The organism is Janthinobacterium sp. GW823-FHT01H08 (assembly GCF_058797855.1).
This window is the reverse complement of the sequence record NZ_CM179504.1, coordinates 2,347,903-2,363,385: the sequence shown is the minus strand read 5'-3', so window position 1 is coordinate 2,363,385 and position 15,483 is coordinate 2,347,903. Positions and strand designations below refer to the sequence as shown.

11 protein-coding genes are annotated in these 15,483 nt (G+C 65.9%); 5 read left to right on the top strand and 6 right to left on the bottom strand.

Annotated elements, in window-relative coordinates:
* Positions 1–27: 27 nt before the first annotated feature.
* Positions 28–1,221, top strand: a complete 1,194-nt coding sequence (locus tag AC3RCG_RS10535) for an aminotransferase-like domain-containing protein (protein WP_070288853.1) — start codon at positions 28–30, stop codon at positions 1,219–1,221.
* Positions 1,222–1,512: 291 nt separating this feature from the next.
* Complete coding sequence (locus tag AC3RCG_RS10530) at positions 1,513–2,871, top strand: diguanylate cyclase (RefSeq protein ID WP_492405095.1); 1,359 nt, start codon at positions 1,513–1,515, stop codon at positions 2,869–2,871.
* A gap of 244 nt (positions 2,872–3,115) precedes the next feature.
* Here the strand turns inward: AC3RCG_RS10530 and AC3RCG_RS10525 are convergent, their stop codons facing one another.
* The 5 genes from AC3RCG_RS10525 to AC3RCG_RS10505 form a co-directional block, all read right to left on the bottom strand.
* A complete protein-coding gene (locus AC3RCG_RS10525) occupies positions 3,116–5,377 on the bottom strand; it encodes a TonB-dependent hemoglobin/transferrin/lactoferrin family receptor (RefSeq protein WP_492405097.1) in 2,262 nt (753 codons plus the stop codon).
* 241 nt (positions 5,378–5,618) lie between these two features.
* Entirely contained in the window at positions 5,619–7,196 is a 1,578-nt protein-coding gene (locus AC3RCG_RS10520) for an FGGY-family carbohydrate kinase (protein WP_492405099.1), read from the bottom strand.
* Positions 7,197–7,199: 3 nt separating this feature from the next.
* Positions 7,200–7,628: a hypothetical protein gene (locus AC3RCG_RS10515; RefSeq protein ID WP_070312332.1), complete on the bottom strand. Its 429-nt coding sequence runs from the start codon at positions 7,626–7,628 to the stop codon at positions 7,200–7,202.
* On the bottom strand, positions 7,552–9,120 hold the full coding sequence (locus AC3RCG_RS10510) for a glycerol-3-phosphate dehydrogenase/oxidase (protein ID WP_230506169.1): 1,569 nt from the start codon (positions 9,118–9,120) through the stop codon (positions 7,552–7,554). The genes AC3RCG_RS10515 and AC3RCG_RS10510 overlap by 77 nt, the downstream gene beginning before the upstream one ends.
* Positions 9,117–10,727: an FAD-binding oxidoreductase gene (locus AC3RCG_RS10505; protein ID WP_492405102.1), complete on the bottom strand. Its 1,611-nt coding sequence runs from the start codon at positions 10,725–10,727 to the stop codon at positions 9,117–9,119. The genes AC3RCG_RS10510 and AC3RCG_RS10505 overlap by 4 nt, the downstream gene beginning before the upstream one ends.
* A 139-nt stretch (positions 10,728–10,866) precedes the next feature.
* Between AC3RCG_RS10505 and AC3RCG_RS10500 the strand changes: the two genes are divergently transcribed.
* From AC3RCG_RS10500 to AC3RCG_RS10490, 3 genes are all read left to right on the top strand, one after another.
* The gene (locus AC3RCG_RS10500) at positions 10,867–11,949 is read left to right on the top strand and encodes an AraC family transcriptional regulator (protein ID WP_492405104.1); all 1,083 of its coding nucleotides are present in this window, start codon (positions 10,867–10,869) and stop codon (positions 11,947–11,949) included.
* Between the two features lie 71 nt (positions 11,950–12,020).
* Entirely contained in the window at positions 12,021–12,803 is a 783-nt protein-coding gene (locus tag AC3RCG_RS10495; RefSeq protein WP_070312327.1) for a 3-hydroxybutyrate dehydrogenase, read from the top strand.
* Positions 12,804–12,972: 169 nt separating this feature from the next.
* A complete protein-coding gene (locus AC3RCG_RS10490) occupies positions 12,973–13,821 on the top strand; it encodes a DUF2071 domain-containing protein (protein WP_492405106.1) in 849 nt (282 codons plus the stop codon).
* On the opposite strand, the gene AC3RCG_RS10485 is transcribed toward AC3RCG_RS10490, so the two are convergent.
* A complete protein-coding gene (locus tag AC3RCG_RS10485) occupies positions 13,793–15,394 on the bottom strand; it encodes a methyl-accepting chemotaxis protein (RefSeq protein WP_492405108.1) in 1,602 nt (533 codons plus the stop codon). The two genes, AC3RCG_RS10490 and AC3RCG_RS10485, sit on opposite strands and share 29 nt — an antisense overlap.
* Between the last annotated feature and the right edge of the window lie 89 nt (positions 15,395–15,483).

The following is a 15,483-nucleotide window of genomic DNA, read 5'->3' as shown; positions in this document are numbered from 1 at the left end:
CAGCTCGGCATCTTCTGTGAGACTCGTATGAAAATTGAAAATCCGAATCCGATCCAATGGCGCTTTGCCGAACGTGCGGAACAGCTGCAAAGCTCGTTCATCCGCGAAATCCTGAAGATCACGCAGCGTCCCGAGATCATCTCGTTTGCCGGCGGCCTGCCCTCGCCCGCCACCTTCCCCGTGGAAGAAATGAAGACCGCCTTCGACAAGGTCCTGTCGAACAATGGCAAGGTGGCCCTGCAATACGGCCCCACCGACGGCTACCTGCCGCTGCGCCAGTGGATCGCCGACTCGCTCTCCGGCAATGGCAGCACCATCCTGCCCGAGCAAGTGCTGATGACGTCCGGCTCGCAGCAGGCGCTGGACTTGCTGGGCAAGGTCCTGATCGACGAAGGCAGCCGCGTGCTGGTGGAAACCCCCAGCTACCTGGGCGCCCTGCAGGCGTTTTCCGTCTACCGTCCCGAATTCGTGTCCGTCGATACCGATGACGAAGGCCTGGTGCCGTCGTCGATCGATCCCGTCGCCGATGGCGCGCGCCTGTTGTACGCGCTGCCGAACTTCCAGAACCCGACGGGCCGCAGCCTGTCCGTGGCGCGCCGCGTGGAACTGGTGGAAACTTGCGCCCGCCACGGCCTGCCGCTGATCGAGGATGATCCGTACGGCGCCCTGAGCTACAGCGGCGAGCCGTATCCGAAGATGATCAACATGAATCCGGACGGCGTCATCTACATGGGCTCGTTTTCGAAAGTGCTCACGCCCGGCATCCGCCTCGGCTACGTGGTGGCGCCGATGCCGCTGGTACGCCGCCTGGAACTGGCCAAGCAGGCGGCCGACCTGCACACCTCGCAGCTGACGCAGATGGTCGTGCATGAAGTGATCAAGGATGGCTTCCTGGAGCGGCATATCCCCAGCATCCGCAGCCTGTACGGCAACCAGTGCCAGGCCATGCTGTCGGCGCTGGAAGAGCACTTCCCGGCCGGCGTCACCTGGACGAAGCCGGAAGGCGGCATGTTCATCTGGGTCACCCTGCCGAAACACATCGATGCGATGAAACTGCTCGATGAAGCCATCGCCAACAAGGTCGCCTTCGTGCCGGGCGCGCCGTTCTATGCCAACACGCCGGACACGCACACCTTGCGCCTGTCGTTCGTGACGGTGCCGCCGGAACGCATCCGCGAAGGCATCGCCATCCTGGGCAAACTGATCGCCGCAAAAATGTAATCGCACTCTCCACGCCCCGCAACTGCGGGGCGTGCCCCCCGCTGCCCCGGCGCCACCGGGCACGCATCTTTGCCGTTTAAAAAACAGCTTTCACGATAGCAACTGCGTTTATTTATTTTTAAAGATAGCATAAAAATAATATTTTCACGCCTCGCGCAGCATCGATTTTTTCACCCAAAAAATTGGCGAGGCGGTATGATTTGACCGCTGCATCAGATTTGAGCCCGGTCAGCATCACCGAAAATGCAGCAAACGCTGGCAGCGCAGAGTACATCGAGAAGGCCGGAAGCAATGAGTCCAGGCAGTGTGGAGCATTCCCAGCGGCATGAAGCCGCCATTTTGATTGTCGACGATGCGCCGGCCAACCTTGAGCTGCTGCGCAAGCTGATGAGCGAACAGGGTTATCAAACCTATGTTGCCACGTCCGGCGAGCGGGCGCTGGCGATTGCCCAACGCGCCCAGCCCGACCTGATCCTGCTCGACGTGATGATGCCGGACATGGACGGCATCGAGACGTGCCGCCGCCTCAAGCAGCATCCGCTGACGCAGCGCATCCCCGTCATCTTCATGAGCGCCAGGACGGAAACGGAAGACGTGGTGGCCGGCTTCGACTGCGGCGCCGTCGATTACATCAGCAAGCCGCTGCGCATGGCCGAAGTGCGCGCGCGCGTGCGCGCCCAGCTGCAAATCCGCAGCAACAATGAAACCCAGCAGGAACAGGCCGAGCGCCTGCGCACCATCGTCAACAACATGGCCGAGGGCTTGCTGATCATCGAGGCGAACGGGCGCATCCAGTACACCAACCCGGCCTGCGACCAATACCTGGGCTACCGCGAAAACGAACTGGCCGGGCGCTTCATCGGCGAGCTGCTCAGCCCCCTCGTGACGCAGGAATACCTCGACTACTTCGCCATGCACGCGGCCAATCCGGAAAAGGCGCACAACCACGGTACGCGCGAAGTGGCGATCCGCCACCGCAACGGCGCGGCGCTGAGCATGGACCTGACCCTGACGCCCATGTATCTGCGCCAGCCCCTGTATATCGGCCTGCTGCACGACATCACGCACCACAAGCAGTCGGAAGACGCGCTGCAGCGCGCCGCCTATCTCGATCCGCTGACCCAAATAGCCAACCGCCGGCATTTCGACAGCTTCCTGGAAAAAGAGTGGCAGCGCGCCGTGCGCGGCGGCGGCGCCCTGTCGCTGGTGGTGCTCGACGTCGACCACTTCAAGCTGTACAACGACAGCCTGGGCCACCCGGCCGGCGACAGCTGCCTGCAGCAGGTGGCGCAAGCCATCGATGCGCATGCCAGCCGCTCCGGCGACCTGGCGGCCCGCTACGGCGGCGAGGAATTCGTCCTGCTGTTTGCCGATACGGACGCGGCCAGCGCCCTGCACCTGGCCGAGGCCATCCGCGCCAGCATCGAAGCGCTGCGACTGCCGCATCCGCGCTCCAGCACCTCGCCGTGGATCACCGTCAGCATCGGCGTGGCGACCATCCGCCCGCACCAGCTGGACGACCGCGAAGCGCTGTTCGTCGCCGCCGACCGCGCCCTGTACGTGGCCAAGGAAGCGGGCCGCAACCAGGTCCGCGCCACGCACTCGGGCAGCACGGCCTGGGAAACGGTCAAGGCGATCGTTTTACGTTGACGTTTGAAGTTGGAAGTTGGAAGTTGGAAGTTGGAAGTTGGAAGTTGGAAGTTCAACGGAACATGCAACGGACCGGGAGTAGGCCCAAGTCACCAAAAAAGGCACCCCGGGCCAAGCGGGCCTGAAAAATGTCGAGGGCAAGGCGCAGCGACGCAGACAGTACGCAAGTACGGCAAGGAAGCTGCAACGCTGCCATCGGCATTTTCTCAGGCCCGCGTCTCCGGCCCGCTATTCCTAAAATTAATCAAAACTTCCTCGACACGCTCAACTTCGCATTCCGTCCCACACCGGTGACCGCTTCGCTCAGGTAGGGCATGTAATTGCGGTTGAAGACATTATCGACCGTCAGCCGCACCTCCGTGCCGCGCCACACGCCCTGCCTGCCATTCCATGACGCGAACAGGGTATGCAGCGCATAGCCTTTCGACGGCGGCAGGCGGTAGACATTCCCCACCGGCAGCACGCGCTCCTGCTTCGCCACGAAGCGGCCCTGCCAGCCCATGCTGGCGCCCAGGTCGGGCATGCGCCAGCCCAGGCCCGCCATCAATTTATCGGGCGCGATGGTCGACACGGGTTCGTCCCGGCCCCACGGGTCGCGCTGGGAACCGGTGCGCGTGCCGCGCTGCTTCGACAGCGAGGCGCTGGCAAACAAGCGCGGCGAATTGTAGTAGGACTCCACTTCCACGCCCTGCGTATGGAAACCGGCCAGGTTGCGGTAGTCGGACAGCGCCGGCGGCACCTTGCCCGAGCCCGGCTCGTAGCCTTCGACCAGCACGCCCAGGCGCGGGCCGATATTGTCGCTGACACGGTTGCGGTAGACCGTCAGGCGCAACTGCGCGTCGTCGCGCTCCATGAACACGTTCTGGCGGTGCAGCATGGCGCCCGCGCGCACGGCCGTCACGCGCTCGACGGCCAGATCGCGGCTGGTGCCCGGCGTCGATGAACCGAGCCTGGACGACACATAGTATTCGTTCGAATACATCTCGTCGATCGTGGGCGCGCGCCAGGTGCGGCTCAAGTCGCCGAACAAGGCCAGCGTGCCGGACGCCTTCCAGAACAGGCCCAGACGGGGCGACCAGTCTTCGTGCGCCTTTTCGCTGAAGTCGTGGCCGGCCGCCGCCAGCGGACTGTTGTAGCGCGGCGCCTTGTTCGGCACGCCCTCGGAGACGACCCGGTCGTGGCGCAAGGCCGCCGTCAGCGTCAGGTCGCCATACGTCATCGCATCCTGCAGATACAGGCCCGTGGTTTCCTGGCGCCCGGCCGGCATGTAGTAGGGCTGGAAGTAGCCGTAGTTGTAGCTGGGGTCCTTCAGCGCCGTCGACGACGGGTAGTACATCAGGGTGTCGCGCACATTCTTGTGCCATTGCAGCCCCGTTTGCAGCACGTGCGACACGGCGCCCGTCGCAAACACGCTTTCGTTGCGCACTTCCGCGATGCGGTCCACGTACGAGGCCCAGCTTTCGTTGCCCAGAGAGCCCAGGTAGGAACCCGGCGAAGCCGATGGCAGGCGCTTGTCATGCTGGTCCGTGTGCGAATAGCCGGCGCTGGCCGTCAGCTTGATCCATGGATTATCTTGCGGCGCGTACTGCCACTTCACGGAATACGTATCGTCGTCCTGGTCGCGGTAGACGGCCTTGCGCTGCCACGCCTCTTCCAGTCCATATTTTTTGATTTCCGCCTCGGTCGGCGTGGGCACGTCCTCGCCCATGGCGGCGAACGGGCCCCAGCCCGAACTGCCGCTCTTCATCGCCGTCAGGGTCAGCAGCTGCTCCGGCGTCAGCCGGATATTCAGCTTGGCCAGGCTCGATGGCGCGTCGATGGCGGAAAAGCGGAATGGCTTGCCGTCAGGCTTGCGCAAATCGTCGGACTTGCGCCGCGTGGTGAAGGCCATCGCGTCGAAGCGGCCGTCTTGCGTGCGGCCGTAGACGGCCACGGTGGCGTCGTTTTCTGCATTGTTCGAGTGGCGCGAGTACTTGAGCATGGCGCCCACGCTCTCGCCGCCTTCGAGCAAGTCCTGCGCATCCTTGGTCTCGACCGTGATGACGCCGCCGAAGCCGCCATTGCCGTACAAGCTCGTATGCGCGCCCTTGTTCACTTCGATCTGCTTGATCAGTTCCGGCTCGATGAAGATGGAACCCTGGCGGTATTTTTCAAAACCCTTGGGCACGCCGTCGAGGATGACTTTTACGTCCTGCACTTTGTTGAAGCCCCAGATATTGAGGCTCTGGCCGCTGGGACGGGCCGTACCGGCCAGGTCCACGCCAGGCAAGGTGTCGAGCAAGGACGCGACATTGTCGGCCTGCTGGCGTTCGATGTCGGCGCTGGTGATATACGAGCGTCCGGCCGTGCCGGCGCTGATGGCGTCGCCAAACACGCTGATGGCCGGCATCTGTACCGCATCGGCCTTGTCCGCCTTCGCTGCCGCCCACGCATGGCCGTGCGCGCCGCCCAATGCCAGGGCCAGCGCGGCGGCCAGCGGGGTCAATCGTTGTTTGCTGCTCTTCATCGCTATCCTTGCCTGGGTTTGCTTGATGCTTGTGGAATGAAAAACGCTGGGCAGAGGACAGGCGGTGCACGATCAAGCGGCGGCGTTGACGGAAGCGTTGCGGCGGAACCCTGCCCGCGCGGACACGCCGCCGGCGCATGGCCGGCGGCGCACTGCAGTCACCGGGATACGTTGCCTTGGTGAAATGCGGAACACATCATATACTGGATGAGAATGATTCGCAATAGCATTGAAGACGTAGTTACTCCGGATAGCCGGTGATGTCGGCGATCTCGCGGTACAGCGGTTGCAGCCGCGCATACATCTTGCTGTACACGCGCCGGTACAGCTGCTCATAGATTTTGCGGTGCTCGGGATGGGGCTGGAAGACCTTGCCCCTGCGCGTCATCGCTTGCACGGCGGCGGGAAAGTTTGCATGCCAGCCCAGGCCCACGCTAGCGGCGATGGCCGCGCCCAGGCCCGAACTTTCATACACGTGGGCGCGCGCGGCGGGCAAGCCGAAGATGTCGGCCGTCAGCTGCATGGCCGCATCGCTTTGCGAGCCGCCGCCCGCGATGCGCAGCTCCGTGATGGCGACGCCGCTGCGCCGCTCGATGCGCTCCTTGCCTTCGCGCAGCGCATACGCGAGGCCTTCGAGGATGGCGCGGTAGATGTGTGCGCGCGTGTGCACGTCGCCAAAGCCGATCATGGCGCCCTTCGCTTCCGGCCCCGGCACCTTGATGCCGGGACTCCAGTACGGCTGCAGCATCAGACCCATGGAGCCGGGCGGCACGGCCTCGACCAGGCGGTCGAACAGCGCTTCGGCAGACAAGCCCATGCCATCCTCGGCAGCCGCCGCCCGTTCGCGGTCGCCAAACTGCTCCTTGAACCAGTTGACCATCCAGTAGCCGCGGAAGATCTGCACTTCCGTGCTGTAGGCGCCGGGCATGGCGGCCGGGTACGGCGGAATAAAACGCGTCACTTCCACGTATTTGCGGCTGGTCGTGTTGATGGTGGCCGTGGTGCCATAGCTCAGGCACGCCACGTGCGGTTCGACGCAGCCGGCGCCCAGCACTTCGCACGCCTTGTCGGCGGCCGCCGCCAGCAAGGGCGTGCCCTCCGGGATGCCCGTCGCCGCGGCGGCCGACGCCGTGATGGCGCCCATGCGCGTGCCCGGCGTCACCAGTTCCGGCAGCATCGAGCGTCGTATCGCCAGCGCCTGCCACTTCCAGTCGAAGCGCCCGGCCCAGGCATGGCGCTTGTAGTCGAACGGGATGTAGGCCACCTGCGAGCCCGTTGAATCGATATATTTTCCGCACAGGCGGTGATTCAAAAAGCCCGACAGCAGCAGGAATTTGTGCGTGCGGCGCCAGATGTCGGGCTGGTGCGCCGCGATCCAGTTGATCTCGGCCTCGCGGCGGAAGTACGTGATCGTGCCGTCGAGGCGCGTGGCGCGGAAGGCGGCGCGCCACCACGGCGCCAGCGGGGGAATGTCGCGCGTGCTGCGCTGGTCCAGCCAGGTGATGGCGGGGCGCAGCGGCGCGCCGTGTTCGTCCACGTTGACCACCGTGCCGCGCTGCGTCGTCACCGCCACGCCGGCCACCGAGGATTGATTGATGTCCGTGCTGCGCCACAGCTGCTGGCATGCTGCGCACACGGCTTGCCAGTAGCCGTCGGCGTCATGCTCGGCCCAGCCGGGGTGGTCCGAGTAATACGCTTCGAGGAACACTTGCGCCTTCGCCGCCAATGTCCCGTCCCGGTCGAACAGCAGCGCGCGCACGCTTTGCGTGCCATTGTCGATGGCAAGAATGTACGGCCCCTGGCCGGAGACGCTGGTCATCGCTTATGCCAGGCTGGCCAGCGCGGCGCGCAGCGCCTGCAGCAACGCCTGCGGATCTTTTTCAGGCTGCGCGCTGAAGACGGGCGCTTCCCAGTCCTGGCCGCGCACGGCCACCACGCGCAAGCGCCCCTGTTCGCTCCAGGCCGGATACCAGCCCACGTCGACGATGTCGCCATTCGCGCACGTGATTTGCAGCAGGTCTTCGCCCAGGTCGTCGACGAGGGTATCGATGGGCTGGCGCAAGTCCAGCGGCGACAGGCTGTCGTAGGTGATGCGCGCGTCGCCCAGCGCCAGGGGCTGGCCAAACAGGGTCGTGTCGATGATGTTCTCCTCTTGTTTATTTTTTATGGTTTTTTCAATCGCCCTGCGGCACGCTGTAATGGCGGCGCCACAGGGCCAGGTAGCGCCGCTGTTCTTCCTCCCAGCGCGCATCGTCCCAGCCCAGTTCATGCTGACAGATGGCGCGCAGGCGCGGCATGATAGCAAGCGCGCCGCCGGCCAGCTGCAAACCGAGGCGCGTGCGCCGCAGCAGCAAGTCGTCCAGGTGCTGCACGTCTTCCATGCGCGCGCCCCAGCGCAGCTGCGCCCACAGCGTCTGCGTACCGGGAATCGGCTCGAGTTCGCCGTCCCGCGCCGCATCGCACAGCGCCTGCGCCCCCGCGCCATGACGGCCCAGCAGGCGTTCGCGCTGCTCGCCGTCGAGCAGCAAGGCCTTGCCCGACAAGGGCGGCGTGGCGTCGAAAATCGGCAGCGGACGCAAATCCGCCTGCCAGCCCGGCAGCAGCGGCGCGGCGCGCCGCAAGGCATCGAGGGCAATCACGCGGAACGTCGTCAGCTTGCCGCCCGCCACCGTCAGCAAGCCGTTTTCCAGCCATAGCGCATGTTCGCGCGCTTCCTTCGACGGGTCAAGCCGGCCGCTGTCGATCACGGGGCGCACGCCGGCAAACGTGGCCAGCACGTCGTCTTCGCCCAGCGCCAGCTGCGGAAACTGCCAGCGCAGCGCCGCCAGCAGGTAATCGAGTTCGCCGCGCGTAATGGCCGGCTCCAGCTCCAAGCTGGCGCCGTGGTCGACATCGGTGGTGCCCACCAGGGTCACGCCCTCCCACGGATAGGCGAAGACGGGGCGGCCATCGTGCGGGTGCATCAGGCTGACGGCTTGCGCCAGCGGCAAGCGCCAGGCCGGCAGCAGCAGATGGCTGCCGCGCAGGGGCCGCAGTTTCGGCGGCGCTCCCACCTGGCCGCGCAAGCCGTCGGCCCAGGCGCCCGTGGCGCTGATCACCAGGCGCGCGCGCACGGTGCATGCCATGCCATCGAGCGCATCGTTCAAGGTGGCGCCGGTGACCTTGCCATCTTCGCGCAGCAGCGATGCCACGCCCAGGTAATTGACGGCCACGCCGCCATGACGCCGTGCCTCCTGCAGCACGCGCAGCACCAGGCGCGCGTCGTCCGTCTTGGCGTCCTGGTACAGCATGCCGCCCCGCAGCCCGTCGCGCCGGACGTGCGGCGCCAGCATGGCAAAGTCAGACGCATCGACATAGCGGCGCGCGCGCTTGCCCGCCATCACGTCGTAGATGGCCAGGCCCAGCATGAACTGGCGCCGCCCCGGCTTCCTGCCCGCGTAGTCGCCGAAGGCGAAGCCTTGCGGCTCGACCAGCCCGGCCGCATCCGCCAGCAAGGCTACCCGCTCGTGCACCGACTCGCGCGTCATGGCGAACTGTCCCTGCTTCAGGTAGCGCAAGCCGCCGTGCACCAGCTTTGATGACCGGCTCGACGTGCCCCAGGCGAAATCGCGCTGTTCCACCAGCAGCGCCTTCAAGCCGCGCCGCGCCGCTTCCAGCAGGATGCCGGCGCCCGTGATGCCGCCGCCGACGATCAGCACATCCCACTCGCGCGCCAGGACGCCAGGCAGATCCGCCCTGTTCACGATGGGCCTCCGGCCTCGGGCAGCAGTTTGCCGGGATTCATCATGGCCTGCGGGTCGAACTGGCGCAGCAGCGCACGCATGGCGGCGATGCCCAGCTCTCCCTTTTCGGCCATCAGCCACGGCGCGTGGTCCGTGCCCACGCCATGCTGGTGGCTGATGGTGCCGCCGTTGGCGACGATGGCGGCGCCGGCCGCGTCTTTCAAACTGCGCCAGCGCGCCATGTTGTCTTCATACGTGGACGCCAGCCGGTACACATACGTGGTGTAGACGCTGGCGCCCTGCGCATACACGTGCGACAAATGCGTGTAGGCGTGCACCTGCTCGCCGTGCTGCGCCAGCGCGCAGGCGCCCGCCTGCTCCAGCGCCGCCATCATGGGCGCCACGCGCGGCCAGTCGACGGCCGTTTCCACCGTGTCGATGACATAGCCGTGTTCCCACGCGCCGTTGCGCAGGTAGACGTTGCGAAAGCGTCCCTGCTTCCACTTGTCGCCCATGTGGCGCCCCACGTGCACGCCCCCGTGCCGCCGCGCCAGCGCCAGCGCCCCGCGCAGGGCCGCGCGCGCCGGTTTTTCGTCGCCGCTGACGCCCAGCATCAGCATGCACTTGCCTTCGCCGCAGCCGCGCAGCGACAGGTAGCGCTCCAGCAGTCCCACGAGTTTTTTATGCCCGGCCAGGGTCAGCATGGTTTGCGTTTCGACCGCGTTCGACAGGCGCAGCATGCACAAGGACAGGCGCGACTGGGCCAGCGTCCGCACGGCCGCCTGCGCCTGGCCCCAGTCGGCGAAAAACACGGCGTGGAACGCCTCATACGGCGGCAGCGGCGAAACGCGCACGGTGGCCTGCGTCACGATGCCCAGCCGCCCTTCGGAGCCGAGCACCATTTCGCGCAGGTCGATGCCGGCCGCCGAGGCGGGAAACGTGGGGATGCTCAAGGTGCCGGACGGCGTTTCCACCTCGCCGCCCGCGAACAGCTGCTCGATGCGGCCATAGCGCAGCGATTGCTGGCCCGACGAGCGCGTGGCGATCCAGCCGCCCAATGTGGAATACTCGAACGACTGCGGATAATGGCCCAGGGTGTAGCCCTGCGCGCGCAGCTGCGCCTCCAGGTCGGGGCCATACACGCCCGCGCCGAACGTGGCCAGCTGCGCCTCGCGGTCCAGGTGGCCCAGCGCGCACAGGCGCACGAGACTGATCGACAGCACGGGGCGCGGCCCCGCCGCCACCGTCAAATGCCCGGCCACGCTGGTGCCGCCGCCATGAGGAATGACGGTCACGCACGCCTGACGCGCATACGCGAGCAGCTGGCGCACCTGCAGCGCGCTGTCGGGAAAGGCCACGCCGTCGGGCACCGCGCCGATGCGGCCGTGGCGTAATTTAAACCAGTCGGGCAGACTTTGACCGAGCGCATGACGCACGCGCGTGGCAGGCCGGGTGTCGATCAGCGGATGCGGCGCCAGGCGCGAGGCCGGCACCTGCGCGCAGGCGTCATCGAAGCTGGCGTCGGCTATGCCGCTGCCTGGCCCCAGGCGCTCGCGCAGGAATGCCAGCGCATCCTCGTTCAGCGCATACACGATGCTTTCATCTCCCCAGCCATTCCAGCGTTGCATGGACATCCCCTGTATTCGGCCAGTTGCGCGCCACGGCGGCTTGCTATACTGTTCTTGCCTGATTTTCTTGCTAGATCAATAGCATATGCCGCCACAGACGAAGGGTATTGGTTTTTCATGACAATCGCATTGTTCCATCATGACAAGCACTGACGGCCGGGTCGCCGGCGCCTATCTGCTGCCGCTGCTGGAAGCGGCCGGCGCCCACGGCATCGATAGCGTCACCCTGGCGCAGGCCGCCGGCGTGGCGCCGCACGGCCTGGAAGCGTCCGCAGCCAGCCTGGCCGCGCGCGACTACGTGCGTCTGCTCGATGCGGGCGCGCTGCTGGCGGGCGACGCGCATTTCGGCCTGCACGTGGGCCAGCGCGTGCGCATGGGCACGTACAGCGCGTATGGCTTGATCTTGCTCAGTTGCAGCAACGTGGGCCAGGCGCTGGAACAGACGGCCCGCTATGAACGGCTGGCGCACGACCTGGGCCGCTCGACCCTGCAGCGCGACGGCGCCATCGCACATTACCGCTGGGCCAGCAACTATCCGGGCGCCGGCCGGCACCTGGTCGACAGCGTCTTTGCCGGCGTCAAGGTGTGCGGCGACTGGCTGGCGGGCATGCCGCTGCCGCCGGCCCGGCTGGCCTTTACCCACGATGGCGGCGGCGACTTGCTGCGCCATGCGGCGCACCGCGACGAATACGTGCGCGTGCTGGGCAGCCTGCCCGCCTTCAACGCCCCCGCCAACACGGCCACCTTCGACGCGCAATTGCTGGACTGGCCCGTGCCGAACGCGGACGTCAGCCTGTATCCCGTGCTGTGCAGGCATGCGGAACAATTGCTGGCGCAGCGCGAGGCCGAAGCGGACACGGGCGCCGGCATCGATGCGCAGGTGCACGCGGCCATCGTGGGAGGCTTGCGTCAGGGTTCGGCGCGGCTGGCCACCGTTGCCGCCGCACTGGCCGTCACGCCGCGCACCCTGCAGCGCAAGCTGGCCGACGCGGGCACCAGCTTCCAGGCCGTGCTGGACCAGGCCAGGTACGGCCTGGCGCGCGACTACCTGCGCGAGCCGGACCTGTCGCTGGTCGACATCGCCTTCCTGCTCGGCTACCAGGAACAAAGCGCGTTCAACCACGCGTTCCGCGTCTGGGCCGGCACCAATCCCGGCGCCTGGCGCCTGCAGCAATTACAGGAAAAGCAAGCCGGCTTACAGGCGTGCGCGGGCCATGCCTGACGCGTTTTCTGGCTATACTGGCAAAGTCTGACTTCCCACGATCACTCCAACCCGCAATGCAAAGGATTAATATGCAACTCAAAGACAAAGTCGCACTGATTACCGGCGCCGCCAGCGGCATCGGCAAGGAAATGGCCATCGAATACGCGAAACAGGGCGCCAAGGTCGTCATCGCCGACCTGGCCCTGGAAGCGGCCAGCAAGACGGCCGAGGAAATCAAGCAGTCGGGCGGCCAGGCGTTTGCCGTCGCCATGGATGTCTCCAGCGAAGAGCAGGTCGACAAGGGCGTGGCCGATGCCGTGGCCCACTTCGGCGGCATCGATATCCTGATCAGCAATGCTGGCATCCAGATCATCAGCCCCGTCGTCGACTACCCGTTCGACCAATGGAAAAAGATGCTGGCCATTCACATGGACGGCGCCTTCCTCACCACGCGCGCCTGCATGCGCGAAATGATCAAGGCGGGCCGCGGCGGCGCCATCATCTACATGGGTTCCGTGCACTCGCACGAAGGCTCGCCATTCAAGAGCGCCTACGTGGCGGCCAAGCACGGTCTGCTGGGCCTGGCCAAGGTGGTGGCCAAGGAAGGCGCGAAAGACGGCATCCGCGCCAACGTCATCTGCCCCGGCTTCGTGCGCACGCCGCTGGTCGACAAGCAAATCCCCGAACAGGCGGCCCAGCTGAACATCAGCGAGGAAGACGTAATCAAGAAAGTGATGTTGAAAGACACCATCGACGGCGAATTCACCACCACGCAGGACGTGGCGCAAACGGCCATCTTCCTGGCCGCCTTCCCGTCGAACGCCCTGAGCGGACAATCGATCGTCGTCAGCCACGGCTGGCATATGCAGTAATAGTGACGCCCGCCCACATCGGCTGCGCGGCGCCCTGTGCGGCCTGCGATGCTCGCTGTGCTCCAGCACAGCTGCGCGTCTCGGCCACACATCGCTGCCGCTCGCGATGATGTGGACGGGCGCTGTTGCGTGAGTGTTACCTCTCAGTTTTTTCCCCGAAAGTTCCCAATTGCAAGACAACACTTACCGCCACCCGCGCGCGGGCTGGCCGGGGCGCGTGTTTGCCGCGCTCGCCAATTGCGCGCATTTCGCCGAACTGCGCCAGGCCGTCATGTCGCGCCTGCCCTTCCTGACCCTGCACAGCGACGTGCGCGACGTCGTCTACGTAAGCTGGCTGGTCGATGCCGCTGCGGCGCAGACATTATTGCCGCCGGGCGTGACCCTGTGGCAGCGCGACGGCAAGACGCCGTTCACGGTGCTGACGTACCGCCACGGGCATTTCGGCCCTGCACTGCTCGGCCCGCTGCGCCGTCTGCTGCCGTCTCCCCTGCAAAGCAACTGGCGCCTGTACCTGGAGCGCACGCCAGCGGGCGCGCCGGATGTGCCTTGCGTGTATTTCTTGAAAAACATCATGGCCAGCCTGCCGCATGCGCTGGGCACGCGCCTGTTCAGCGATATCCTGCCCACGCACCTGGCAGCCGGCATGGCGCTGGACGTCACGGCCACGCAGGCCCGCTGCAGCATTGCCAGCGGCGCCGGCAGCGCTCCGGCGCTCGACGTGCAGGCGGCCATCACGGCGGCGCATGGCCTCGATGCCGACTGGCAAGCGCTATTCGGCAACTGGCGCGACGCCGTCGCTTTCCTCGCTTGCCAAGATGCGGCCATCGCGCACGTGCCGCGCAACGGCAAGCTGGTCTTCGGCGAAATCGACTTGCCCGTTGATGTGGATCAAGTGCAAGCGCTGACAGCCTTGCGCGCCGACTGCGGCTTGCTGGGGCAGTTGCCGCCCGTATCGAAGCCGTTTGCCTTCCTCGTGCCTAAGGTTGCCTTCAAGGCGTTGTCGGAACGCCTGCTGTAGCACCCCGGCGTTCCAGCTTGAACAGGGCCATCGCCTGTTCCAGCTGCAAGGTCTGGTCTTGCAGCGATGCCGAGGCGGCCGCCGATTCCTCGACCAGCGCCGCGTTCTGTTGCGTCACTTCATCCATTTGCGTGACGGCCATGTTGACCTGGCCGATGCCATGGCTTTGCTCGCGCGAGGCCGAAGCGATCTCTTCCATGATGCCGTGCACGCCCTGCACGGCGCCCAGCATTTCGGCGCTGCTGACGCCCGCCTGCTGCGCCAGCTTCGCGCCCGCCTGCACTTGCTCCAGCGACGCCGTGATCAATTGCTTGATTTCCGTGGCGGCCGCCGCGCTGCGATGGGCCAGGCTGCGCACTTCGCCCGCCACGACGGCAAAACCGCGCCCCTGGTCGCCCGCGCGCGCCGCTTCGACGGCCGCGTTCAAGGCCAGAATATTCGTCTGGAAAGCGATGCCTTCGATAATGCCCGTGATGTCGCCGATCTTCTTCGACGAGACGTTAATGCCCTCCATCATGCGGACCATCTGCCCGACGATTTCGCCGCCGCGCCCTGCCAGGCCGTGCACCTTGCCCGCCATGTCGCTGGCCTGCACGGCGTTGCCGCTATTTTGCTGCACCGTGGCCGCCAGCTGCTCCATGCTCGACGCCGTCTGCTGCAGGGCCGAGGCCTGCGCTTCCGTGCGGCCGGACAAATCCATATTGCCGGCGGCGATTTCCTGGCTGGCCATGCTGATGCGCAGGAAATTGCCGCGCACGTCGCCAACGATGGAATGCAGGTTCACGCGCAGTTGGCGCAAGGAACGCAGCAACTGTCCCATCTCGTCGCGCCGCGTGGTGTCGAGCTCGCCCGTCAGGTCGCCGCCCGCCATCACGTCGCAGGCCTGGCGCGCCCGCTGCAGCGGCTGCAGCACGGCGCGGTGCAAGCTGTGCCAGAAATACAGGGTCGCGCACAAAGCCAGCACGGACAGGCCCGTCAGCCAGCCGTGGGCCGCAGCCGGCAACACGCCCGCATTCCACGCCAGTTGCAGCAGTAATACCAGGCTCAGCAGGCCCAGGTTCCAGCCGATGCGCTGGGCCAGCGGCAGGTCGCGCAAGCGCGCCAGTCTGGCCAGCCAGCCCGTGCGCACGGCCGCGCCCTGGCTGATGACGATGCCGTCGGCCTGCCCCGCCTTGATGCGTGCATACAGGGCGGACGCCTGCGCCACTTGCTGGCGCGTCGGCTTGGTGCGCACGGACATGTAGCCGACGGCCACGCCGTCTTCGACCACCGGCGTCACGTTCGCCAGCACCCAGTAATAATCGCCGCTCTTGCAGCGGTTTTTCACCATGCCGCTCCACGAGCGTCCCGAGCGGATGGTCGCCCAGAAATCGGCGAACGCTTCGGCCGGCATGTCCGGATGCCGGAGGATGTTTTGCGGCGCGCCGATCAATTCTTCCGCGCTGTAACCGCTGACGGCGATGAAATACGGGTTGGCATAGGTGATATTGCCTTGCAAGTCAGTAGTCGAGACGATGGTCTCGCTATCGCTCAGTGTGATTTCGGTATCGCTGACGGGAAGATTGAGTCGCATGGTCACATCCTCAAAAGTAGCCCGTACGGTGACGGGTTTGCGGACAAGGAACGGTCGCCAGCCAGCAAAGCGGGCACGGCACTGGCACC